The organism is Pseudomonas sp. PAMC 29040 (assembly GCF_003994535.1).
Taxonomy (GTDB): domain Bacteria; phylum Pseudomonadota; class Gammaproteobacteria; order Pseudomonadales; family Pseudomonadaceae; genus Aquipseudomonas; species Aquipseudomonas paraversuta.
On the sequence record NZ_RZAA01000010.1, the window covers coordinates 213,490 to 235,973 of the forward strand.

A 22,484-nucleotide genomic window follows, 5' to 3' on the forward strand; every position below is an offset into this window, starting at 1 on the left:
ATCGCTCCTTATGCCTGAACCAGCGGGCCGGGGTTTTTCAGGTACTGCTCGCGGATCGCCCGGGCCGACCAGTAGGTCAACGCGGCAACCAGACCTGTCGGGTTGTAGCCCAGGCCCTGGGGGAACGCCGATGCGCCGGGGACAAATACGTTATGCACGTCCCAGCTCTGCAAGTAGCGGTTCAGGGCACTGGTTTTCGGATCGGTACCCATGATTGCGCCACCGTTCAGGTGAGTGGTCTGGTAGGACGCGGTGTTGAAGTGATCCCCGACTTTTTTGCCGATGGCGGCGATGGCTTTGGGGTTCATCGCTTCGGCGATCTTGCCCATTTTTTCCATCATGAAACGGTTCATCTTGATGTCGTTTTCCTGCCAGTCGAACGTCATCCGCAGCAATGGCTGACCGTAGGAGTCGCGATATACGGGGTCGAGATCGAGGTAGTTGCAGCGGTAAGACTGATGGGCACCATGTGAGTCCATCGACACCTGATGGGTGTAGTAATCCGCTGTGGCGCGCTTCCAGGCGCTGCCCCATGCCGGCGTGCCGGGCGGGTTCGAGGTGCCGGCAATCGGCCGGCTGCCCGCCTGATTGACCCACATCGGCGAGCCACCGACGAAGCCGTGGGGCCCGTGGTCGAAGTTGTCCGCGTTGAAGTCGTCCACCGCCACGCCGTTGCCGCCAGCGCCGATGAAATTGTTGGTGTGCACGTCTTTGTCGAAGTAGGCCTTGATGGTGCCCATGTTCTGGTAGGCGAAGTTACGCCCCACCACGCCTTCATTGGTGATCGGGTCGTAAGGCTTGCCAATCCCCGAGAGCAGCATCAAGCGCACGTTGTGGAACTGGAACGCCCCGAGAATCACCAGATCCGCCGGTTGCTCGATTTCCCGGCCCAGTGCATCGATGTACGTCACGCCAGTGGCTTTGCTTTTGCTGCTGTCCAGATTGACCCGTATTACATGGGCGTTGGGGCGCAGTTCAAAGTTCGGCAGCGGTTTGAGCGCCGGCAGAATGTTCACGTTGGGCGAGGCTTTGGAGTACATGTAGCACACGTAACCGCTGCAAAAACCGCAGAAGTTGCACGGCCCCATCTGTGCGCCATAGGGGTTGGTGTAAGGCCCCGAGGTGTTGGCCGACGGCAGGTTGTAGGGTTTGTACCCCACCTCATTGGCCGCTTTCTGAAACAGCTGTGCGGATACGGTGTTTTTTTGCGAGACCAGCGGAAAATGGTCTGAGCGATCCGGCGCGTAAGGGTTGCCGCCATTGTCTTTGCCGACCAGCTGACCTTTGACGGTCCAGGCCTGGCCCGAGGTGCCGAAGACTTTTTCTGCGTAGTCGAAAAACGGCTCCAGCTCTTCGTAGCTGACACCGAAGTCCTGGATGGTCATGTCTTTGGGGATAAAGTTTTTGCCGTAGCGTTCTTCGTAATGACTGCGCATCCGCAGTTCAATAGGGTCCACCCGGAAATGCACGCCCGACCAGTGCAAACCTGCACCGCCCACGCCGTTACCGGGCAGAAACGCGCCCAACTGGCGATTGGGCAAGGCCACGTCATTCACGCTGTGGCGGATGGTGACGGTTTCTTTCGATACATCCTGAAAGAGCTTCTTGCGCACGCTGTAGGTGAGTTCGTCTATCACCTGCGGATAGTTGCCGTCCGGGTAGGTGTCCTGCATCGGGCCTCGTTCCAGGGCCACAACATTCAGGCCGGCTTCTGTCAGCTCTTTGGCCATGATCGAGCCGGTCCAGCCGAAACCGACGATAACTGCATCAACTTTTTTCATAACGGTCGACATGCTCAAGCCCTCTCGCCGCGGATGGATACTGCCGGGAAGGGGTACGGCTCGTTGCGTTCAACCCAGTCCATGAAATCAGCGCGGGCGCCGGGAAAGCCGATCATGGTCCAGCCGACCATGCCTTTGTTGCCACCGTGGATCGGGTCGCAGAAGAAGCCTTCCTTGGTGTTTTGTAGCAAAAAGCTGAAAAACATCTTGGCCGGAACGCTCTCGAATTCAGGGGTACCAGCTTCCAGCTGTTTCAGCACTTTGTCTAGGGTAGCGCTGTCTAGCCCAGCAAATGTTGAGTTATAGGTCTTTTTGCAAAGCTCCTCCGTTGCAGCAATACCCAGGCGATAAATCTGTTTGGGCACCAGCTTGCTCTGCCAGCCCATTTCCGGGGCAGCGTCTGCATTGAACGGACCTTGCATGAACCACAGCGCACCGCTGGCATAGGGGGTGTTCATCTGCCGATCGATATATTCCGGTACGCCAGCTTCCAGGGCGCCAGGGCCTTGTTCGTCAGCCGGGATCAAGCGCGCCACGGCGGCGTTCACAAACGCCCACTCTTCAGCACTGAAGTAAGTCGGCTCATAGGCGCTGGCCGGAGTCGCAGGGCGCTTCGCCGGCTCAGGTGCGGCAGCGGCAGGCGTAGCCATCAGCACTGAACCGCCAAGGCCGGTACTGGCGACGGTGACCACCGGGATCAGGGTCAGGGTTTTGCGTAAAAACTCACGCCGCGGGTTGTCTTGGTCAGACATGGGGGAGCACCTCATCGGGCAATCACGGGTTTCAGCTGCTCGGTGGCAGCTTGTCGTTTTGGCGGCGGTTTGGAGCGGAGTCGATCCGTTTACAGAACACGCAGGCAACTATTAGTTACAAATTCTAACAGGCTGGGACAGCTGATGAATCGTTTCATGCGTAATTTTGCCGCACCGGTAGTGGCACGGTGCTTTGCCGTCTTCACGAAATTTTGACAAACGGCTCACAGAGTTTTGATCGGGCTTAACTCAATCTGACCCCATACCCCCTTAATTACTGTGATGTGGTCTGACTGACATGCCCAAAGCCCGGTTTCTCCCTGCCCTGTGCCTGACATTACTGGCTGCGTTCGCGTTGCCCCAGGCCCAGGCCGATGAAGCGACCCCGGCCCGTCCGGCTCAGTGGGCACAACCCGTTGCTGTGCAGTACAACCTGTATCAAATGTCCTCGACGCTGTATCGCAGTGCATTGCCCGATGGCGAAGCCCAGGCTTTGCTGGAAAATTTGAAGATCGGCACCGTGATCAATTTTTTGAAGGAGCCGGATGAAACCTGGCTCAAGACCCCTGGCGTCTTACAAGTTCAGTTGCCTTATCGCACTAACCATGTGGATGACGCCGATGTACTGGCCGCCCTGCGCGCCATTCAGACCGCACAAGCACGGGGCCCTGTGTTGATGCACTGCAAGCACGGGGTGGACCGCACTGGACTGATGGCGGCGATGTACCGGGTGGTCGTGCAGGACTGGAGCAAAGAAGACGCCCTGAAAGAAATGACCCAGGGTGGCTTTGGCCAGAACTCACACTTCGAGGATGGTGCGAAGTACATGATGCAGGCCGATATCCCGCAGCTGCGCACAGCCTTGAGCAAAGGTGCCTGCAGTACCAGACCGTTTGCTGCATGCGTGGTGAAGGGCTGGTTGAAATCCGCCTAAGCCCGGGTTGTCCACTGCTGCAAGGCCGCCCGGCGCTGCAGCAGCGGCAATTTACCGAGCTTTTCTACCTCGGCATAAAACACCTGCCAGTCACCTCCCGAGTGTTTGAACAGGGCGGCAAAGGCGGGCACCCACTGGTCGTACAGGCCGAATGGCAAAAGCTTGGCATTATTCATCGGCGAATTTATCCACAGGTCATACCGGTTATTACCGGCCCATTGGTGGTCGCGTAACTGACGGTATTCCCTGCGCAGTCGTTCAAATTCCGCTGCTTTTCGCTGGCGCATTTCAGCTGCCGGCAAGGGCTGGGCGTACAGCTGTTGCAGGCGTTTGCGGGTGTCCAGCACCAGCCCCATGAATTGGTCGCGTTGCTCCAGCCCCGCGCTGCCGGAGGGTGGCAAGCCCTGATAGGTGCGCCATTGGCGAGTGCCTTGCTGTTCCACGAAGCTGGCGAAAGACTCATTGAACTCGGTGTCGTCCTTCAGATAAAAACGCTGATGGGCCAGTTCATGAAAAATCAGGGTGGCCAGTCGCTCATCGCCCCAGTTGAGCATGCTGTTGAGAATTGGATCATCAAACCAGCCCAGGGTTGAATAGGCTTCGACGCCACTGACAAGCACGTCCATGCCTTGCTGACGCTGCAGGGCCGCCGCGCCGCGTGCGGCCCCTTGGGCGTAGTAGCCGCGGTAAGCCACGCACCCGGCAATCGGGAAGCAATGGGTGACGGGGTTCAGGGAAAATTCCGCGGTGGCAAACACGTTCCACACCACGTAAGGCCTTTTCAGGTCGACATACAGGCGATAGCTCTGGTTGTCCGGCAGGTGCAAATGCTGGCTGGCGAAGGTTCTCGCGGCCTGGGCTTTTGCCAGGTGCTCACGTAATGCAGGCGGTTGTTGCGGGTCGGCAATGACCGTAGCTACCGGTTTGCGGGCTTTTAATATCTGCCATTGGCCGTCGGCCAGTTGCGAGTAATACGCTGCACTGGAACAGCCATTGAGCAGGGGCAGCAACACAAGGGCGAAGAGGCAGCGAGTGAGCGGCGTCATGGGACGGTCCAGTGGGATAATGGGCCAAGACTAATCGCAATCCCCTGTAGGTGCAGCCGGTCGACGCCCGATTGCCAGGGTTTTGAATAAGCTGGCGCCTGCAGCGGGGTAGCCTGGCATCAGGCTATGCTCATACTTTGATCCCACCTGGAATTCGCCATGCGCACCTTTCTGCTACTGCCGATGGCCTGCCTGCTGAGTGCCTGTGCCAGCACGCCATTGCCTGCCGTCGACCCCGCCAAGGCGTGGATCGACCTGGAAACACAAACCGGAAAACTGGTAATGGCCGAGCGCCTGGATAATCAGCGCCTGAACGACGGACGTTACTTTCAAGTAACGCCAGGCAGTCACGAACTGATGGTGCGATTCGATTTTGAAGTCTTTGTTGGCGGCATGGGTATGTTCAGCGATCCACAGGAGCGCTTGTGCTACATCACGCTCAATTACGACAATTTCCAGCCCGGCCAGCGTTACCGGTTGCAGGCGCGCTCTTTGGGGTTCAACGCTTACGCCCGGCTATACAACGCCGAGGGCAAGGTGCTGAGCGAAGAGAGGCTGGTTAACTGTTTGCCTTGAGGTCAGGCGTCGTTCTTTTGATAGATGATCTTTTTGCTGCCGTTTTCGCACGTACCCACCACCATGTTCTGGTCGTGAACTTCATCGTTGGTCACGATTTCAAGGGTGTAGGACGACACGTTGTTGGCCTGGATCTTGGCTTCGATCTCGGCTTTAAGTTCTTCACACGGCTTTGGCGCGGCCAGTGCCGAAGTGGCCATGGCGCAGCAGATAACAGCTAGAGCAAAACGTTTCATGATGAGACTCCCTTGGGACAGAACGCAAAGTCATGATCTGACGCGACGAACGATCATACGATCACATCTCACCGCGTGCATGACTGATCTGTGGCAGCCATTTGCTTGCTGTCCTGGCCTGCGCGGCTCCGGTCATGGCGACCGGAGCGCACGTGTGTCATCAACCCGTCGGATTAACCCACCAAGGTGGCATCGAGGGTGATTTTGGCATTCAGCACTTTGGACACCGGGCAACCTTCTTTGGCCTTTTTGGTCGCTTCCTCGAATTGTGCCTGGGTCGCCCCCGGCACCTTGGCTTTAAGCGTCAGATGCACGGCAGTGATCCCGTAGCCGCCTTCGACCTTGTCGAGGGAAACTTCAGCCTGGGTGTCGATACTGTCCGGCTTGAGCCCGGCCTCACCGAGAATCATCGACAGGGCCATGGAGAAGCAACCGGCATGGGCCGCGCCAATCAGTTCTTCAGGGTTGGTGCCCTTGCCGCCTTCGAAACGGGCCTTGAAGCCATACGGCGCCTTGTTCAGAACCCCGGTTTCAGTGGAGATGGAGCCGATGCCGGTTTTGACATCGCCTTCCCAATGCGCCGATGCCGTTTTTTTAATAGTCATGCGTGCCTCCTGAAGAACGGCATGAAAGATTTCACACCTTGACTGGATGTGTGAGGGGAGCCGGGCTCACAAAGTTCATCTTCTCTGACCAATCGTCTTTTTTAGTCGCTCAATTGATGGCTTGCCATTGAAACTCGGGTATATGCCCATATTGCTAAAGCACTGGCAGGTTTTGGCGAGCGTCACGGCCTGCGTCCAATTAGGAGAAGCCGGCTCATGACACGATTGTCCGATGTTAAATTCTCGACCCTCGACCTGGTGCCTGTGCGTGAAAATGGCAGCGCCGCCCAGTCGTTGCACAATTCGCTGGACCTGGCGCAGCACGTAGAAAAGTTTGGCTATAACCGTTTCTGGGTGGCCGAACACCACAACATGGACGGCATCGCCAGCTCGGCGACCTCGGTGCTGATTGGCTACCTGGCCGGCGGCACCTCGACCATTCGCGTCGGTTCAGGCGGGGTGATGTTGCCCAACCATGCGCCCCTGGTGATCGCTGAACAGTTCGGCACCCTTGAAAGCCTGTATCCGGGCCGGATTGATCTGGGCCTTGGGCGTGCGCCGGGCTCCGACCAGATGACCGCCCGGGCTTTGCGCCGCGAGCGCTCCGGCAGTTCGGATGACTTTCCTGAAGATGTGGCCGAGCTGATGCGCTATCTGGGCCCGCGAACCCCGGATCAGCGGGTCATCGCAATGCCGGGCACCGGGACTAATGTGCCGGTATGGTTGCTCGGTTCCAGCCTGTTCAGTGCGCAATTGGCCGGTGAACGCGGTCTGCCCTACGCCTTCGCATCACATTTCGCCCCGCGGATGATGCACGAAGCGATTCGCGTTTATCGCAATCACTTCAAGCCGTCAGCGACCCTCGACAAACCCTATGTGATGCTGGGTGTGCCACTGGTGGCGGCCGATACCGACGAGCAGGCCGAGTACCTGTCCACCTCGGTGCTGCAGCGGATTCTGGCGTTGATGCGCGGGCAAAGTCTGGTGCAGCGTGCGCCGGTGGACTCGATGGATGGCTTGTGGCTGCCCCATGAGAAAGAAGCGGTGATGAGCTTTCTGGGCCTGGCGATGGTTGGCAGTCCAGAGAAAATCCGCGCCAGACTCGAAGTGCTGATTGAGCAAACCGGGGCGGACGAGCTGATCTTCACCTGTGATCTGTATGAGCACGCGGATCGCATTCGCTCATATGAACTGCTGGCCCAGGTGATGAAACAGGACTGACCTGCAGAAGCGAGCTGACGGCCACAAAAAAGCCGACCCCGGGGTCGGCTTTTTTGCCTGCGCAGGTTTAACCGCGCTTGTAGACGATGTCCTTGGTGCCCGCTTCGCAGGAACCTACTACTTTTCCGTCCGTCGCCGTGCCTTTGTCCACTACCGTCAGCGAATAATGACGAGCGCCATTGGCCTCAATCTTCGCTGCGATTTCGCTTTTCACTGTTTCGCAAGGTTTGCCAGCTGCGAACGCTGTTCCAGCAAGACTCAGCAAACCTATAGCCAATAAAAACTTTTTCATCGGTCACATTCCCCGGTCGAAACTAAAAGGGTGCAACGCATGTACTGCGTTGCACCCAGACGGTGTAGCGGAGTTTATGGCAAACGGCCAGTCGATCAGCCCTAAAGGATGATGCGGCTCAACTGCTGGCAATCCGGAAGCCGACCTTGAGGGTGACCTGATAGTGGCCCACCTTGCCGTCCTTGACGTGGCCCCGGGTATCGATCACCTCGAACCATTCTATGTGTTTGATGCTTTTGTTGGCCTCTGCCAGTGCATTACCGATGGCGTCTTCTATGCTGCTCGGGGACGAGCCTACCAGTTCGATTTTCTTGTAGGTGTGATGGTCAGACATAACGTTCTCCTTTGTCGTAGATCAAAGCCTAGCAGCGATTGTGCTCAATACTTTGTAGGCGACAGGAAACGAAAAGTTCAGACCGACTGCACTTTTGTGGCACCCCGGAGTCGGAGTTAACACGTACCTCACTCATCAATGCAGGAGAGCCCTAATGGCTAGCAATTCCTTACGTAAAGCCTCATTGCAAAGCATGGAAGCTGAGATCGAGAGCCTGCTCAAGTCTCTGGAAAGCCTGAAGCACGACGCTTCTGACGAGTCCAAAAAAACCTTGAGTGCCCTCAAAGGCAACGCAGAGAATGCGCTGAAACATTCACGTCACCTGATCAGCGATGCTTACGAAGAGGTCAAGGACAAAACGCGGGAAACCGCTGTCGCCACCCGCGAGTATGCCCAAGAGCATCCGTATGCCACCGCTGGCGTTGCCATCGGCGCCCTGGGCCTGTTGGCCGCCTTCCTGATGTGCAAGCGCGGTAACTAATTATCCGCGCTGCGCCCAAGCTCAGTCTTGAGCCATTGCGCCAGTTGCCGGGCGCGTCCGTCTGCGGCGCGCTTGGGCAGCCATAACGCCAGCTGCGCCGGGGTTTGCTTGAAGCCCCAAGGTGCAGCCAGGCGTCCGGCCCGCAAGTCTTCAGCCACCAACGGCTCGGGGGCAATTGCCACACCCAGGCCTGCTACGGCGGCTTCGAGCAAGTAGTACAAGTGCTCAAACCCTTGTCCATATTTCAAATCTTTTGCCTGGATCGCGTTTTGCTGCGCCCAGCTTGGCCATGCCTGGGGCCTCGAAGTGGTGTGCAACAACGCTTCGTCCAGCAGGGCGCTCACGGGTGCCTGGCGCAGTTGCTCATAGCGGGCGTAACGCGGGCTGATCACTGGCCCGATCCGCTCGCTGGCCAGTTCATAGACCTGCATGTCGGCGGGCCAGGGTGGCTCGGCAAACAGCAGCAGGGCATCGAGCCCCGGGCGGCGCGGATCAAGGTCGCCTTCGCCGGCCGACAAGTGCAGGCGCAAGTCCGGCAGGTCGGCATTGAGCCGGCCCAGTCGAGGGATGAACCAGCGGGCCAGCAAACTGCCCGAGCAGCCAAGTACAAAGGGCGCATCGACATGGCTTTGCGTGAGTTCAGTGCACACATTACGCAGGCGGTCGAAGGCTTCGCTGCTGGCCTCACGCAGGCGCAACCCGGCATCCGTGAGCTTAAGACCGCGTCCTTCCTTGACGAACAGGCTGACGCCCAGGTGCTCTTCGAGCACTTTCAGTTGCCGACTGACGGCACCGTGGGTGACGTTCAGCTGTTCTGCCGCAAGGCTCACGCTGCTCAGCCTGGCAGTGGCTTCGAACGCGCGCAGGGCGTTCAGCGGGGGAAGGTCGCGGCTCATGGTATCTGTGAGTTTTCCTGACAGGTTGCAGCGATCTTATCGGTTTTCATCCTCGGCTGTCGCGGTTAAAGTCAGGTCCATCGACCTTCGTACCTTTTTATCTGGAGCGTCCCATGACCCAATCCACTTTGCGTACCGGCCCTGATGCCAATGGCCTGTTTGGCTCATTCGGCGGCCGCTACGTGGCCGAAACCCTGATGCCGCTGATCCTTGATCTGGATCGCGAGTATGAGCTGGCCAAGACCGACCCCGAGTTCATTAAAGAGCTGGCCTATTTCCAGCGCGACTATGTCGGGCGCCCAAGCCCGCTGTATTACGCCGAGCGTCTGACCGAGTTCTGTGGCGGCGCCAAAATTTACCTCAAGCGCGAAGAGCTGAACCATACCGGCGCGCACAAGATCAACAACTGCATCGGTCAGATCCTGCTGGCGCGGCGCATGGGCAAAAAACGCATCATCGCCGAGACCGGCGCCGGCATGCACGGCGTGGCTACTGCCACCGTGGCCGCGCGCTTTGGTCTGCAGTGCGTGATCTACATGGGCACCACTGACATCGAACGCCAGCAGGCCAACGTGTTCCGCATGAAGCTGCTGGGCGCTGAAGTGATCCCGGTCGTGGCGGGCACCGGCACCCTCAAGGATGCGATGAACGAAGCGTTGCGCGACTGGGTGACCAACGTCGATGACACCTTCTATCTGATCGGTACAGTGGCGGGGCCGCACCCGTATCCGGCCATGGTCCGCGACTTCCAGGCCGTGATCGGCAAGGAAACCCGCGACCAGATGCAGGCTCAGGAAGGCCGTCTGCCCGACAGCCTGGTGGCCTGCATTGGCGGTGGGTCCAACGCGATGGGCCTGTTCCACCCGTTCCTGGATGACACCAGCGTCGAGATCATCGGCGTTGAAGCGGCGGGCTACGGTATCGAAACCGGCAAGCACGCAGCCAGCCTCAACGGCGGCGAACCGGGCGTGCTGCACGGCAACCGTACCTTCCTGTTGCAGGACGACGATGGCCAGATCATCGACGCACATTCGATTTCCGCCGGCCTGGACTACCCGGGTATCGGTCCCGAGCACGCCTGGTTGCATGATATCGGTCGCGTTGAGTACACCTCGGTGACTGACGAAGAAGCCCTCGATGCGTTCCATAAATGCTGCCGTCTTGAAGGCATCATCCCGGCGCTGGAAAGTGCCCATGCCCTGGCTGAAGTGTTCAAGCGTGCGCCGACCCTGCCAGCCGAGCACCTGATGGTGGTCAACCTGTCCGGCCGAGGCGACAAAGACATGCAAACCGTGATGCACCACATGGAACAGTCCCAGCAGGAGAAACACTGATGAGCCGCCTGCAAACGCGTTTTGCCGAACTCAAGGAACAAAACCGCGCTGCGCTGGTGACCTTCGTCACTGCCGGCGATCCGGATTACGACACCTCGCTGGCGATCCTCAAAGGCCTGCCTGCTGCTGGCGCCGATGTGATCGAGCTGGGCATGCCGTTCACCGACCCCATGGCGGATGGCCCGGCGATTCAGCTGGCCAATATCCGTGCCCTGGGAGCCAGGCAGAACCTGGCGAAAACCCTGCAAATGGTTCGCGAATTCCGTGAAGGCAACCACGACACACCGCTGGTGCTGATGGGTTACTTCAACCCGATTCACCACTATGGCGTGCCGCGGTTTATTGCTGAAGCCAAGGCAGCGGGCGTCGACGGCCTGATCGTGGTCGACATGCCGCCCGAGCACAACGCCGAGCTGTGCGACCCGGCGCAGGCTGCAGGTCTGGACTTTATCCGCCTGACCACCCCGACCACCGACGACGTGCGTCTGCCCAAAGTCCTGACCGGCAGCTCGGGCTTTGTGTACTACGTGTCCGTGGCGGGTGTGACCGGTGCCGGTTCGGCGACGACCGATCAGGTGCGTGAGGCGATTGAGCGTCTGCGCCGGCATACCGATTTGCCGATCAGTGTGGGCTTCGGCATCCGCACCCCGGAGCAAGCGGCAGCGATTGCCCGCCTGGCCGATGGCGTGGTGGTGGGCTCGGCCCTGATCGACAAAATCGAGAATGCAGCGACCCCGCAACAGGCGGTCGATGGCGTATTGAGCCTGTGCGCGGCACTGGCTGAAGGTGTGCGCAAGGCACGTCAGTAACCCCTGTGGGAGCTGGCTTGCCAGCGATGCGCCCCGGCGGTTGCCATCGCGAGGCAAGCTCGCTCCTACAGAATGCGGGGTGTTGCTAGCAGACCCCTGTGGGAGCTGGCTTGCCAGCGATTCGCCCCGGCGGTTGCCATCGCGAGGCAAGCTCGCTCCTACAGAATTCGGGGTGTTGCTAGCAGCCCCTGTGGGAGCTGGCTTGCCAGCGATGCGTCCAGCGGTTGCCATCGCGAGGCAAGCTCGCTCCTACAGAATGCGGGGTGTTGCTAGCAGGCCCCTGTGGGAGCTGGCTTGCCAGCGATGCGCCCCGGCGGTTGCCATCGCGAGGCAAGCTCGCTCCTACAGAATGCGGGGTGTTGCTAGCAGCCCCTGTGGGAGCTGGCTTGCCAGCGATGCACCCCGGCGTTTGCCATCGCGAGGCAAGCTCGCTCCTACAGAATTCGGGGTGTTGCTAGCAGGCCCTGTGGGAGCTGGCTTGCCAGCGATTCGCCCCGGCGGTTGCCATCGCGAGGCAAGCTCGCTCCTACAGAATTCGGGGTGTTGCTAGCAGCCCCTGTGGGAGCTGGCTTGCCAGCGATGCGCCCCGGCGGTTGCCATCGCGAGGCAAGCTCGCTCCTACAGAATGCGGGGTGTTGCTTGCAGGCCTTGTGGGAGCTGGCTTGCCAGCGATGCGCCCCGGCGGTTGCCATCGCGAGGCAAGCTCGCTCCTACAGGGTGCGGGGTGTTGCCAGCGATGCAGAGTTTTACTTCTGTGTGCCGTCATCGTGCAGCAGGTTGGCCTGGGTCAGGTTGCTGCCCGCCGGTACGCTGCGGGTCAGCCACACATTGCCGCCAATGGTCGAGCCCTGGCCAATGGTGATGCGCCCTAAGATCGTCGCCCCCGCATAGATCACTACGTCATCTTCAACGATTGGATGACGTGGATGACCTTTTTGCAGCTGGCCTGATTCGTCTGCCGGGAAACGCTTGGCACCCAGGGTCACCGCCTGATAAATCCTCACACGTTCGCCGATGATCGCGGTTTCTCCGATCACAACGCCTGTTCCGTGGTCGATAAAGAAGCTGCGGCCAATCTGCGCCCCCGGGTGAATATCGATGCCGGTGGAAGAGTGGGCAATTTCTGCGCTGATCCGTGCCAGCAAGGGCAAGCCTGCGCGATACAGGTGGTGGGCCAGGCGGTGATGGATCACTGCCAGAATCCCCGGATAGCACAGCAGCACTTCATCCACGCTGCGTGCCGCCGGGTCGCCGTGGTAAGCGGCCAGAACGTCGGTGTCCAGAATGCTGCGCAGGCCGGGCAGCGCCAGGGCAAAATCCTGAATCAGCAGCGTTGCACTCGCATCCACACCCTCATCGGGCAGGCCGCCCTGGCGCGCCGCGTAACGCAGCTCCAGTCGGGCCTGAGTCAACAATGCGTTGAGCGCCACATCCAGGGTGTGGCCGACGTAGAAGTCTTCACTTTCCTCGCGCAGGTCCACCGGGCCCAGGCGCATCGGAAACAATGCCCCGCACAGGGCTTCAAGAATATCGGCCATCGCCGCGCGCGACGGCAGCTCGCGGCCTCCCTGTTCACCACTGACGCGCCCGTTTTGCGTGCGCCACTGGTTTCGTGCCGTTCGTAGCTGGCAGACGATGGTTTGCAATTGCCAAGGATTGGAACGATCACTCACGATGAATACTCCGCACGCTGGCGGCTGAATTGAGCAGCCGCGAATTGGCAATTATTTTACGGTATCAAAGCGTTTCAGATACGGACAATTGCGGCTTAACGCCGACGATGACGCCAGGCGCGCCAGCCCACCCCGATGATGATCAGCAACGCCAGCCCGCCAAGGATCACCAGGCTCAGACTGTTGTAGCTGAACAGCGGTTTTTCGATCCGCATATAGCCGGGTTCGGCAAACAGCTCGTGCAGAGCCGCATTGGCCTGCTTGAGGCTGATGGCTTGCAGCTGTCTGGCCGGGTCATAAAAGTGACCATCATCGTAGTCACCCAGCGAAGCCCAGTAATAATCGGCCAGCGCGCTGTTGCCTTGGACGGCCCATGCCTGACGGGCAATGGCGGCATTTTTGAGGCGAGCAAAAACCTCAGGGTCCAGCCCTTCTTTGAGCAGTCGGGTCTTCAGTTGCTCTACAACCTGGCGTGCTTGCGCTACATCGTCGCGGTCAAGATCGGCATTGAGGCTTAAAAAGCCTACGCCACCGAACACCTCGCGCTCGGCCCAGGGGCCGTAAGACAAGCCGTGCTTGAGCCGTAGCTCGCTGTACAGCGCCCACTCCAGATAATCCCTGAGCAGGTCCCAGGTTTCATCGCTCTGGCCTTCGATGACCGGCTCCGGCAACAGCCAGTGCAGTTGCACGGTGTCGCCGACCACGCCGCGCAGCAGGTCGCGTTCGGGCTCGGCCTTGGCTGCGATTGCCGCCAAAGGTTTGTGTTCGGTGGGCTCTACCGGCTCCAGGGCGCCATAGGTGCGCTCCAGGTACGCCGGGAGCAGGCGGTCAAGATCCCCCACGATGATCAGCGTCATGTTGTTGGGGGCATACCAGTTCTGGCGTACGGCTTCCAGTTGCTCACGTGTCAGATTATTTACTTGCGCGCGCTCGGCGCATTTGAGCCCCAGCTCAACCGCCAGTTGATTACTGGCGCTGTGGCCTAGGTCCTGGCGGTCGAGCCAGCGCTGCAAGTGCGAGTAATGGCCACCGTCTTCGCGCTCGACCACTTGTTTGGCGTCGTTGATCCGCTGCTCGGTGAATTGTGTGCGGGTGAGCAGGCTCAGCAACAGGTCGAGAATCTTGCGCTGGTTTTTGGCCGGGGCTTCGATCACGAAGGTGGTGTCGGCATGGCTGGTGAAGGCGTTCCATTCACCGCCCAGCGCTTGCATGCGCTGCTCCAGGCCGCCTTCACCGGTGTCGTCGACGCCGCTGAACAACAGGTGCTCCAGCAGGTGCGGCAGTTGTTGATCGGCGCAGCTGAAGTCGTCCAGGCCCACGCCCACCACTAACCGGATGGCCACATGTCCGCGTTCGGTACCGGGTTTGAGGATCAGTTGCAGGCCGTTGGGCAACTGGTAGCCCTCCACGCTGTAACGATCGAGGGCAAAGCTTGGGACAGTACCCAGCAGCAGGCAGATGAGCAGCAGGCAACGCATAAAAAATCCCTGAATCCTTGTTGGGGTAGTGCAGCAGTCGGTGCAGGTTAGTCGCTGCTTACAGACTGACAACAACCCGGCGCGCAACGTTCAAGGCAAATGCGGGGTGTCATCCGCGTCATCCAGTTCCAGCGCCCCGATATCGGCTGTTTCCAGCACCGCATAGGCGCTGCCGCAAAACAGCGAATTAAGGCGTTTCATGTCTGCGATCAGCTCCAGGTGCACTGAACTGGTCTCGATGCTCTGGGTGATCTTGCGTTGCAGGCGGTTGACGTGGGCGTGGGCCAGGCGCCGTTCCTGGGCGCGGAAGCGGCGTTTTTCACGCAGTAGCTGGCGAGCACTTTGCGGGTCGCCATTGAGGAATACGGTCAGCCCCAGACGCAGGTTTTCGATCAACTGGGTTTGCAGGCCCACCAGTTCTTCCAGGCCCATTTCCGAGAACGAGCGGCGTTGCGAGGTTTTCTGCTGCTGGACTTTACGCAGCATGCGTTCGATCAGGTCGCTGGCGAGTTTGAGGTTGATCGCCAGCTCGATAATTTCCGCCCAGCGGCGGCTGTCCTGTTCGCTCAAGTCTTCCCGGGGCATTTGTGCCAGGTAGAGTTTGACCGCGCTGTACAGCACCTCGACTTCATCGCTCAGGGTGCGCATCTGCTGGGTCACGGCCGTTTGCTTGCCCCGCAGTACGTCAAGGGTGTTGACCAGCATGGTGTCGATCAGGTCGCCGATACGCAGGGTTTCGCGCACCGCGTTGGTCAGTGCCAGGCTCGGTGTGTCGAGCGCAGCAGGGTCGAGATGGCGCGGCTTGATGGCGCCGTTGGCTTGCTCGCGTTCAGGCAGCAGCCAGGCGCAGATTCGCGCCATCAGCCCTACGGTAGGCAACATCAAGAAGCAGCGCACGGTGTTGTAGAGCAAGTGAAAGCCGATGACCAGTTCCTGTGCGCTGTAGTTGAGGCTGTCCATCCAGGCCACGAGCGGATCGAGCACGGGCATGATCAGCAGCAAGCCGATCAGCTTGTACAGCAGGCTGCCCAACGCCACCTGACGCCCGGCGGTGTTTTGCATGTTGGTGCTGATGAGCGCCAGCACGCCGCTGCCGATATTGGCACCGATCACCAGGCCGATCGCCACGTGCAGACTGATTACCCCGGCACCGGCCAGGGTTGCGGTCAGCAGCACGGCGGCCAGGCTGGAGTAGGACACCATCGCGAACAGGGCACCGACCAGGGCATCGAGCAGCAGGTCGCCGGTCAGCGAGGCAAAAATCACCTTTACCCCTTGGGCATGGGTGATGGGGCCGGCGGCTTCGACTATCAGTTGCAGGGCCAGAATGATCAGGCCCAGGCCGATCCCGACCCGGCCCAGCTGCCCGGCACGGGTTTGCTTGCGCGACAGGAAGAAGATCACCCCGAGGAAAATCAGCAGCGGTGACAGCCATGACAGGTCGAAGGTCAGCACCCGTGCCATCAAGGCCGTACCGACGTCGGCGCCGAGCATGGTTGCCAGCGCGGGAGTGAGGGTCATCAGCCCCTGGCCGACAAATGAGGTGACCAGCATCGCGGTGGCGTTACTGCTCTGCACCATGGCCGTGACCACAATACCGGCGACAAAAGCCAGCATGCGCTTGGACACGTTCTGCCCGATGACATGACGCAGGTTTGTGCCGTAGACCCGCAAGATGCCGGTACGCACGATATGCGTGCCCCAAATCAGCAAGGTCACGGCGGAAAGCAGGTTGAGCAGGGTCAGCATGCTGGCTCCCTGTAAAGGATGTACCTGAGGATCAAATAGCTGCGGATCATTCCTACAGACGTTTCTTAAGCTGTAGTCGGCAATTGAGCTGAGCGCCAGCATCGCATAGCTCGCGAGGTCTTGAAACATTTCTGAAACATTCGCCCGGTCCAGGCACCTGTGGGCGCCGGCTTGCCAGCGATGGCAGCACCTCGGTCTTGCAGATAAACCGAGCTGAATCTATCGCTGGCAACCCGGCCCGTGCCGGGTCAGAGGCTGCTGTACAACGGGAATGTTCCCAGCAACAGGGCCGCCACCATGATGCACAGGCACACCAGTACCGCCCATTTGAGGGTGAAGCGCTGGTGGTCACCGAATTCGATGCCGGCCAGGGCTACCAGCAAGTAGGTGGAGGGCACCAACGGGCTGAGCAAGTGAACCGGCTGGCCCACGATCGAGGCGCGGGCCATTTCGGCGGCCGTAATCCCGTAGTGGCTGGCGGCTTCGGCCAGTACCGGCAACACGCCGTAGTAGAACGCATCGTTGGACATGAAGAAGGTGAACGGCATGCTCACCAGTGCGGTAATCACCGCCAGATAAGGCCCGAGTGCCGGCGGGATCACGGCCAGCAGGCTTTTGGACATGGCGTCGACCATGCCGGTGCCCGACAGGATGCCGGTGAAAATGCCCGCGGCAAAAATCAGCCCGACCACTGCCAGTACGCTGCCGGCATGGGCTGCGACGCGATCCTTTTGCTGTTGCAGGCAAGGGTAATTGACGATCATCGCGATACTGAACGCGACCATGAACAGCACGGGCAAAGGCAGCAGGCCGGCGATCAGGGTGACCATCAGCAGCAGGGTCAAGGCACCGTTGAACCAGATCAGTTTTGGCCGGCGGGCGTCCGGGAACTGCGAGACGCTGATTTCGCTGTGATCAATTTCGTCGCCCTGCAGGTGCAACTCGCCCAGGCGTGCGCGCTCACGCAGGCCGTAGAACCAGGCAATTGCCAGGATGGCCACGCAGCCTGCCAGCATCGCTGGAATCATCGGCACGAAGATGTCCGAAGGGTCGACATGCAAGGCGCTGGCGGCGCGGGCGGTCGGGCCGCCCCAGGGCGTCATGTTCATCACGCCCCCGGCCAGAATGATCAAGCCGGCCATGATTCGCGGGCTCATGCCAATCCGGCTGTAGAGCGGCAGCATGGCGGCCACGCAAATCATGTAGGTGGTCGCGCCGTCGCCGTCGAGTGAGACCACCAGCGCCAGTACCGCGGTGCCCACGGCGATCTTCAGCGGGTCGCCTTTAACCAGCTTGAGGATCTTGCGTACGGCGGGGTCAAACAGCCCGGAGTCAATCATCAGGGCAAAGTAGAGGATGGCAAACATCAGCATCACCCCGGTGGGGGCGAGTTTGGTGATGCCTTCGAGCATCATCGGGCCGATCTTGGGTGCGAAGCCACCAAATACTGCGAACAGGATGGGTACCAGGATCAGGGCAATCAGCGCCGACAGGCGCTTGGTCATGATCAGGTACATGAACGTAATGACCATGGCAAAGCCAAGGAAGGTCAGCATAAAAGTCACCGTTGTTATTGTTGTTTATTGGGCGCTGGCAGCGATGGGGGTGCTGTCAGGCCGGCCGGTCTGTTGCCGGAGGTGACGGGATGCTAGAGGGGAATTCTTTCAGCCAGCTGTCGCCGGTGAATATTCTGACGCGGGGACCTGATCCTGCAGGAGCGAGCTTGCTCCTGCAGGTATAGGGGGGCAGGTATTAATCCAGCTTGAGGACTTTGGCCAGGACGATTTTTGGGCCTTTCATCTTTTTGATGATGATGCGAAGGCCTTCAACTTCCAGCTTCTCTTCTTCTTCCGGCACCCGCTTGAGGGTGTCGTAGATCAGGCCGGCAATGGTCTCGGCTTCGATGTGGTCAAGGTCGACACCCAGCAGGCGCTCGATTTTGAACAGTGGCGTGTCGCCGCGCACCAGCAGTTTGCCGGGCTGGTACGACAGAATGCCGCGCTCGGCCTTGCGGTGTTCGTCCTGGATATCGCCCACCAGTACTTCCAGCACGTCTTCCATGGTCAGGTAGCCAACCACCTTGCCGTCTGCTTCTTCCACCAGGGCAAAGTGCGCGCCGCCCTTGCGGAACCGCTCCAGCAGCTGCGACAGCGGCATGTGGCGCGATACACGCTCCAGCGGCCGGGTCAGCTCTTCCAGGTTGAAGGTCTCGGGCAAGTGCTCAAGGTCGGCCAGTTCCAGCAGCAGGTCCTTGATGTGCAGCAGGCCCAGGAAGGTGTTGCTCTCGGCGTCGTAGACCGGATAGCGGCTGAACTTGTGGCGACGGAACAGCGCCAGGATTTCTTTCAGCGGCGCCTTGGAGTCCAGGGTCACCAGGTCTTCGCGGGAATTGGCCCAGTCGACCACTTCCAGTTCGCCCATTTCCACTGCCGAGGCCAAGACACGCATGCCCTGGTCGCTCGGGTCCTGACCGCGGCTGGAGTGCAGGATCAGCTTCAGTTCTTCACGGCTGTAAGCGTGATCGTGATGGGCGCCGGGTTCACCCTGGCCGGCAATCCGCAAAATGGCGTTGGCGCTGGCGTTGAGCAGGTAAATCGCCGGGTACATGGCCCAGTAGAACAGGTACAGCGGCACGGCTGTCCACAGCGACAGGGTCTCGGGTTTACGGATGGCCCAGGATTTGGGCGCCAGTTCGCCGACCACGATGTGCAGGTAAGAAATGATGAAGAAGGCGGCAAAGAACGACACGCCCTTGATCACTTCGGGTGACTCGACGCCCATGGCGCCCAGTACAGGCTCCAGAATATGGGCGAACGCCGGTTCGCCGACCCAGCCCAGGCCCAGCGACGCCAGGGTGATACCCAGCTGGCAGGCAGAAAGGTAAGCATCGAGCTGGTTGTGTACGGTACGCAGGATCTGTCCGCGCCAGCCGTTCACGTCCGCGATGGCCTCGACCCGGGTCGAGCGCAGTTTGACCATGGCAAATTCCGCCGCAACGAAGAAACCGTTGAGCAAAACCAGGACCAGTGCAAAAAGAATCATGCCGAAGTCGGCGAAGAGTGTGGCGAGGGTCAAGCCAGGGGAAGGGTCCATGATGGAGTTTTAATGGTTCCGTTGTTTCAAAAAATGGGGAGGTTCGAGTCTGCTACGCAGACTGACGCCGAGCAATGTAGCGGCTGAGGCGGCCCTTGCCTAGTGGGTAAAGGCCATGGCGGCTAGTCGGTCAGTGGCGGGAGGCCGGGTTTTGTCACCTGCGCCGGGGCGAAATGGCAGGTAAAAGTGCTGCCATGTCCCAGCACGCTGTTGATTTCCAGGCTTGCTCGATGGCGCAGCAGTACATGCTTGACGATGGCCAGGCCGAGCCCGGTACCGCCGGTGCTGGCGTTGCGGCTGGAGTCCACACGGTAGAAACGTTCGGTCAGGCGCGGCAGGTGTTTATTGTCGATGCCCACGCCCGAGTCCTGCACGCTAAGGTGCGCCCCCGCGGCGTTGGCCCACCAGCGGATTTTCACACTGCCGCCATCGGGGGTGTATTTGACCGCGTTGAATATCAGATTGGAAAAAGCACTGCGCAATTCGGCTTCGCTGCCTTTGAGCGCCACATCGGCCTCGATCTCCAGACTGATGGTCTGGTTGCGTTGCCCGGACAATGCCTGGGCATCCCCCTTGATCGAGCGCAACAGGGTATCGATGGCCACCGGCTGGTTGTCCGAGGGGTAATCCGTGGCTTCCAGCTTGGCCAGCAGCAGCAGGTCATTGAGCAGGGTCTGCATGCGCTCGCCCTGTTGCTGCATTTGCGAAAGCGGACGTTTCCAGCGCGGGTTCACGTCATCGACATTATCGAGCAGGGTTTCCAGGTAACCGCAGATCACCGTCAACGGGGTGCGCAGTTCGTGGGAGACGTTGGCGATGAAGTCTTTGCGCATTTGTTCGAGCTGGTGCAGGCGGGTGACGTCGCGCACCAGCATCAGGTGTTCGTTGTTGCCGTAGCGGGTGATGTAGAGCTGGATGCGCAGGTGATCATTGATCGGCGAGGGGATATCCAGCGGCTCGGCATAGCTGCCCTGCTCGAAGTACTCCTTGAAACGCGGGTGGCGCACCAGGTTGCTGACCGGCTGGCCGCTGTCTTGAGGCGTTTTAAGGCCCAGCAAGGTCTCTGCGGCGCGGTTCCACCACTCGAGGTTGCCGTCGCTGTCGAGCATGATCACAGCGTCCTTGAGGGCTGCCGTAGACTCCTGCACGCGATCGATGACCGCTTGCAGGCGCCCGCGTGCCCTTTGATCACGGCGTTGCAGGTGGTAAATGCTGTCAAACACATCGCCCCACAGGCCATAGCCGTCGGGGGGCGCTTCATCGGGTTTGTGCTGGCGCAGCCATTTATGCAGGCGCAGCAACTGCTTGAGGGTCCAGCCCAGATAGAACGCCAGGCCGATTGCCATGCTCCAGCCGTAATAACCACTGATCAGCCCGACCAGCAAGCAGCCGGCGACCAGAAGCAGCAAATGACGAATCAGAGTGCCATGCCAATTTTGATTCAAGATCACAAGTCCAGTTGTGAGCTGCAAGCCTCAAGTTACAAGCGTCAAGCCAGGAGCCAGACAGCTCCGGACCTTCAGGTTGCAGTTGATGACGTGCTGCTGCTTTTAAGCTTTGGTCGAAAACCGGTAGCCGGTGCCGCGCACGGTTTGTACCAGATTTTCGTAAGCCTCGCCGAGGGCTTTGCGCAGCCGGCGGATGTGAACGTCCACGGTGCGCTCTTCCACGTACACGTTGCCGCCCCACACCTGATCGAGCAGTTGGCCGCGGGTGTAGGCACGTTCCTGATGGGTCATGAAGAACTGCAGCAGGCGATATTCGGTAGGGCCCATCTCGGCAGGGGTGCCGTCGATGGTGACGCGGTGGCTGATGGGGTCGAGCAGCAAACCGCCAATCTCAATGGGTGACTCACTGTCGGCAGGTCCGGCACGGCGCAGCACGGCTTTGAGGCGGGCCACCAGTTCACGGGGCGAGAACGGTTTGGTGATGTAGTCGTCAGCCCCGACTTCCAGGCCCTGGATCTTGTTGTCCTCTTCACCTTTGGCGGTGAGCATGATGATCGGGATGTCGCTGGTCAGCTCTTCGCGCTTGAGGCGGCGGGCCAGTTCAATGCCGGAAGTGCCGCCGGGCAGCATCCAGTCCAGCAGGATCAGGTCCGGTTTGCGGTCAACGATGATGGCATGGGCATCCTGGGCATTATCGGCTTCAAGGCAGTCGTAGCCTGCCATTTCCAAGGCTACTGCAATCATTTCGCGGATCGGTGCCTCGTCATCAACAATCAAAATGCTCCTGCCAGCCATGCCTTAATCCTCGTGTCATTTAACTGTCTTGTGGCGCATTAGATAACGGAATTATTGCAGTCGTGTGACAGTCCTGGGTGTTGCCCACGGGATGCAGGTTACTGAACTACGCTTTGAGTTCAAATCGTACAACCACAAAAGGACGATTCCGATGATTCGCAGCTCTTTTTCCCTGAAAGCTTTAGTGGTCGCTGCTGCATTGGCCCTGCCGGGCCTGGCGTTCGCGGCTGATCCGGCAATGGCCAAAGACGGCATGCTGGTCGACCACAAAGGCATGACGCTCTACACCTTCGCCAAGGATGCGGACGGCAAATCGATGTGCAACGACAAATGCGCCACCAACTGGCCGCCACTGATGGTCGAGGGCAACCATAACAACATGGGCAAGTGGACCATGGTCAAGCGTGATGACGGCACCCAGCAATGGGCCTATGACGGCAAGCCGCTGTACACCTTTGTCATGGACAAGCAAGCCGGTGACAAGACTGGCGACGGCAAAATGGACGGTGCGTGGAAAGTGGCCAAGCCCTGACCCGCAAACCCCTCTGCTCCTGCAGGTTGTTTCCAGCCATAAAAAAACCTCGCCTCCTTTGCATGAGGCGAGGTTTTTTATGGCGCTGTCTTATGCCGCTGTGGGCGATTTCGGACGGCGTACATCAGGTTGTTTCCAGGACTCGGCCGAGGCTTCGTCGATAGCTTGCTGGATCGCCTTTTTGCGGTGTTCTTCGGCGCGGCGGCTGAAGAACCACACCAGGAAGGTCACCAGCGACACCGCCAGCAGAATCAGGCTGGCCACGGCGTTGATCTCGGGTTTGACCCCCAGACGTACCGCCGAGAACACTTCCATCGGCAAGGTGGTGGAACCCGGCCCGGACACGAAACTGGCCAGTACCAGGTCATCCAAGGACAGGGCGAACGACATCATGGCGCCCGCCGCCAGTGACGGCGCAA

At 59.7% G+C, this 22,484-nt stretch carries 22 protein-coding genes and 1 pseudogene; 7 read left to right on the top strand and 16 right to left on the bottom strand.

Annotated features, from left to right (window positions below):
* Positions 1-8: 8 nt before the first annotated feature.
* Together WG29040_RS18745 and WG29040_RS18750 are read right to left on the bottom strand one after the other, a co-directional pair.
* Positions 9-1,793: a GMC family oxidoreductase gene (locus WG29040_RS18745; RefSeq protein ID WP_003437617.1), complete on the bottom strand. Its 1,785-nt coding sequence runs from the start codon at positions 1,791-1,793 to the stop codon at positions 9-11.
* Positions 1,794-1,795: 2 nt separating this feature from the next.
* Entirely contained in the window at positions 1,796-2,533 is a 738-nt protein-coding gene (locus WG29040_RS18750) for a gluconate 2-dehydrogenase subunit 3 family protein (RefSeq protein WP_127196664.1), read from the bottom strand.
* A 298-nt stretch (positions 2,534-2,831) separates the two neighbouring features.
* Here WG29040_RS18750 and WG29040_RS18755 point away from each other — a divergent pair, with 298 nt between their 5' ends.
* Positions 2,832-3,467, top strand: coding sequence for a dual specificity protein phosphatase family protein (locus WG29040_RS18755; RefSeq protein WP_127196665.1), 636 nt, complete (start codon positions 2,832-2,834; stop codon positions 3,465-3,467).
* Here WG29040_RS18755 and WG29040_RS18760 read toward each other — a convergent pair.
* Positions 3,464-4,513: an aminopeptidase gene (locus WG29040_RS18760; RefSeq protein ID WP_127196666.1), complete on the bottom strand. Its 1,050-nt coding sequence runs from the start codon at positions 4,511-4,513 to the stop codon at positions 3,464-3,466. The two genes, WG29040_RS18755 and WG29040_RS18760, sit on opposite strands and share 4 nt — an antisense overlap.
* A 159-nt stretch (positions 4,514-4,672) precedes the next feature.
* Here WG29040_RS18760 and WG29040_RS18765 point away from each other — a divergent pair, with 159 nt between their 5' ends.
* Positions 4,673-5,089 carry a hypothetical protein gene (locus WG29040_RS18765; protein ID WP_003437607.1) on the top strand — a complete coding sequence of 139 codons (417 nt, stop codon included), beginning with the start codon at positions 4,673-4,675 and terminating at the stop codon, positions 5,087-5,089.
* A 2-nt stretch (positions 5,090-5,091) separates the two neighbouring features.
* On the opposite strand, the gene WG29040_RS18770 is transcribed toward WG29040_RS18765, so the two are convergent.
* Positions 5,092-5,325 (bottom strand): DUF1161 domain-containing protein, encoded by a 234-nt coding sequence (locus WG29040_RS18770; RefSeq protein ID WP_003437596.1) that lies wholly within the window; start codon positions 5,323-5,325, stop codon positions 5,092-5,094.
* 173 nt (positions 5,326-5,498) lie between these two features.
* On the bottom strand, positions 5,499-5,930 hold the full coding sequence (locus WG29040_RS18775; RefSeq protein WP_003437594.1) for an OsmC family protein: 432 nt from the start codon (positions 5,928-5,930) through the stop codon (positions 5,499-5,501).
* A gap of 216 nt (positions 5,931-6,146) precedes the next feature.
* Between WG29040_RS18775 and WG29040_RS18780 the strand changes: the two genes are divergently transcribed.
* Complete coding sequence (locus tag WG29040_RS18780) at positions 6,147-7,151, top strand: LLM class flavin-dependent oxidoreductase (RefSeq protein ID WP_003437593.1); 1,005 nt, start codon at positions 6,147-6,149, stop codon at positions 7,149-7,151.
* Positions 7,152-7,218: 67 nt separating this feature from the next.
* On the opposite strand, the gene WG29040_RS18785 is transcribed toward WG29040_RS18780, so the two are convergent.
* Together WG29040_RS18785 and WG29040_RS18790 are read right to left on the bottom strand one after the other, a co-directional pair.
* A complete protein-coding gene (locus WG29040_RS18785; protein WP_003437590.1) occupies positions 7,219-7,443 on the bottom strand; it encodes a DUF1161 domain-containing protein in 225 nt (74 codons plus the stop codon).
* Between the two features lie 118 nt (positions 7,444-7,561).
* Positions 7,562-7,777: a dodecin gene (locus WG29040_RS18790; protein WP_003437588.1), complete on the bottom strand. Its 216-nt coding sequence runs from the start codon at positions 7,775-7,777 to the stop codon at positions 7,562-7,564.
* 154 nt (positions 7,778-7,931) lie between these two features.
* Between WG29040_RS18790 and WG29040_RS18795 the strand changes: the two genes are divergently transcribed.
* Positions 7,932-8,258, top strand: a complete 327-nt coding sequence (locus tag WG29040_RS18795) for a YqjD family protein (protein WP_003437585.1) — start codon at positions 7,932-7,934, stop codon at positions 8,256-8,258.
* On the opposite strand, the gene WG29040_RS18800 is transcribed toward WG29040_RS18795, so the two are convergent.
* Entirely contained in the window at positions 8,255-9,154 is a 900-nt protein-coding gene (locus tag WG29040_RS18800) for a LysR family transcriptional regulator (RefSeq protein WP_010656782.1), read from the bottom strand. The genes WG29040_RS18795 and WG29040_RS18800 overlap by 4 nt on opposite strands.
* 113 nt (positions 9,155-9,267) lie before the next feature.
* Here WG29040_RS18800 and trpB point away from each other — a divergent pair, with 113 nt between their 5' ends.
* Complete coding sequence (gene trpB, locus WG29040_RS18805; protein ID WP_003437581.1) at positions 9,268-10,488, top strand: tryptophan synthase subunit beta; 1,221 nt, start codon at positions 9,268-9,270, stop codon at positions 10,486-10,488.
* Positions 10,488-11,297, top strand: a complete 810-nt coding sequence (gene trpA / locus WG29040_RS18810) for a tryptophan synthase subunit alpha (protein WP_003437578.1) — start codon at positions 10,488-10,490, stop codon at positions 11,295-11,297. The genes trpB and trpA overlap by 1 nt, the downstream gene beginning before the upstream one ends.
* 746 nt (positions 11,298-12,043) lie before the next feature.
* Here trpA and epsC read toward each other — a convergent pair.
* The 7 genes from epsC to phoB form a co-directional block, all read right to left on the bottom strand.
* Positions 12,044-12,970, bottom strand: coding sequence for a serine O-acetyltransferase EpsC (gene epsC, locus WG29040_RS18815; RefSeq protein WP_003437573.1), 927 nt, complete (start codon positions 12,968-12,970; stop codon positions 12,044-12,046).
* Positions 12,971-13,065: 95 nt separating this feature from the next.
* Positions 13,066-14,448 carry a pitrilysin family protein gene (locus WG29040_RS18820; RefSeq protein WP_003437558.1) on the bottom strand — a complete coding sequence of 461 codons (1,383 nt, stop codon included), beginning with the start codon at positions 14,446-14,448 and terminating at the stop codon, positions 13,066-13,068.
* Positions 14,449-14,538: 90 nt separating this feature from the next.
* Entirely contained in the window at positions 14,539-16,197 is a 1,659-nt protein-coding gene (locus WG29040_RS18825) for a Na/Pi cotransporter family protein (protein WP_003437547.1), read from the bottom strand.
* A 248-nt stretch (positions 16,198-16,445) separates the two neighbouring features.
* A complete protein-coding gene (locus WG29040_RS18830) occupies positions 16,446-17,753 on the bottom strand; it encodes a CitMHS family transporter (RefSeq protein ID WP_003437544.1) in 1,308 nt (435 codons plus the stop codon).
* A gap of 196 nt (positions 17,754-17,949) precedes the next feature.
* Entirely contained in the window at positions 17,950-19,290 is a 1,341-nt protein-coding gene (locus WG29040_RS18835; protein ID WP_003437542.1) for a hemolysin family protein, read from the bottom strand.
* Positions 19,291-19,412: 122 nt separating this feature from the next.
* Complete coding sequence (gene phoR, locus WG29040_RS18840; protein ID WP_177412991.1) at positions 19,413-20,741, bottom strand: phosphate regulon sensor histidine kinase PhoR; 1,329 nt, start codon at positions 20,739-20,741, stop codon at positions 19,413-19,415.
* A gap of 99 nt (positions 20,742-20,840) precedes the next feature.
* Positions 20,841-21,533, bottom strand: coding sequence for a phosphate regulon transcriptional regulator PhoB (gene phoB / locus WG29040_RS18845; protein ID WP_003437538.1), 693 nt, complete (start codon positions 21,531-21,533; stop codon positions 20,841-20,843).
* 151 nt (positions 21,534-21,684) lie between these two features.
* On the opposite strand from phoB, the gene WG29040_RS18850 reads away from it, so the two are divergent.
* Entirely contained in the window at positions 21,685-22,065 is a 381-nt protein-coding gene (locus WG29040_RS18850) for a hypothetical protein (protein WP_003437533.1), read from the top strand.
* Between the two features lie 90 nt (positions 22,066-22,155).
* Here WG29040_RS18850 and WG29040_RS18855 read toward each other — a convergent pair.
* Positions 22,156-22,484: pseudogene (locus WG29040_RS18855) on the bottom strand (putrescine ABC transporter permease PotI); the annotation flags it as partial.